Source organism: Vibrio sp. 779(2023) (assembly GCF_033344285.1).
Lineage (GTDB): Bacteria > Pseudomonadota > Gammaproteobacteria > Enterobacterales > Vibrionaceae > Vibrio > Vibrio alginolyticus.
On record NZ_JAWPOM010000239.1, the window covers coordinates 1 to 1,027 of the forward strand.

A 1,027-nucleotide genomic window follows, 5' to 3' on the forward strand; every position below is an offset into this window, starting at 1 on the left:
GTTTAATGCTGAATATTTTCTCAGTAATGACTGCGTTTTTTGGTGTGTACTTGGGTTTCCGCGATTCTTGCCAAGGTCTAGCGATGCTGGCTCTAAAAAAGGTCATGCCTGAAGAGAAGATCAATAAAGACTTGGTCACCAAAGGAATCATTCTCTTTGCGATTCTCATGGCGTGGGGTGCAATTGTATTGAATCTACCAGTTCTGAGCTTCACATCAGTATGTAGCCCTATCTTTGGTTTGATTGGCTGTTTGATTCCAGCTTACCTTGTCTATCAAGTGCCTTCTTTACACAAATACAAAGGCGCGTCGCTTTACTTGATTATTGCTACTGGTATTTTGCTGTGCGTATCGCCTTTCGTCGCATTTAGTTAAAACCTACATTGCCTTGGCTGTTACTCAGGTTGTGATGGCCAAGGCAAACTGAAGATTCAGCCTCTCTTCTCCCTGCTTTTATCTCATCCTTGAGAACTCTTGCCACATACCGTCCTATTTGCAGTTTTTACGCGATCTCCCTCACACTTTATTGACAATTCTCGACTATGTTCAGCGGGTCATTTAATTAGAAATTAGGAAATAACATGAACAAGTATTTGGCTGAGGCTTTTGGTACGTTCTGGCTAGTATTGGGCGGCTGCGGCAGCGCAGTGTTGGCTGCAGGTTTTCCAGATGTTGGTATTGGTCTGCTGGGTGTCGCTCTGGCCTTTGGTTTAACCGTTTTAACCATGGCATTTGCAATCGGTCATATTTCAGGTTGCCATTTGAACCCTGCAGTGACGGTTGGCCTTTGGGCTGGCGGTCGTTTTGATACAAAAGACGTTGCGCCTTACATCATCGCACAAGTGATCGGCGGGCTGATCGCTGGTGGTATTCTTTATGTCATCGCGACAGGACAAGCTGGATTTGATGTTGTTGGTTCTGGCTTTGCCGCCAACGGTTATGGTGAACACTCACCAGGTCAGTACTCAATGCTTGCTGCGTTAGTTTCTGAAATCGTGATGACGATGATGTTCCTTATCGTTATCATG

The 1,027-nt window shown here is 45.1% G+C and carries 1 protein-coding gene and 1 pseudogene; both read left to right on the forward strand.

Annotation, left to right across the window (positions count from 1 at the left end; translation table 11 throughout):
• Positions 1-374 (forward strand): annotated as a pseudogene (locus R8O70_RS26340) (hypothetical protein); the annotation flags it as partial.
• 206 nt (positions 375-580) lie between these two features.
• Positions 581-1,027, forward strand: a 447-nt coding sequence (gene aqpZ, locus R8O70_RS26345; RefSeq protein ID WP_318184602.1) for an aquaporin Z, incomplete at its 3' end; no start/stop codon positions are given.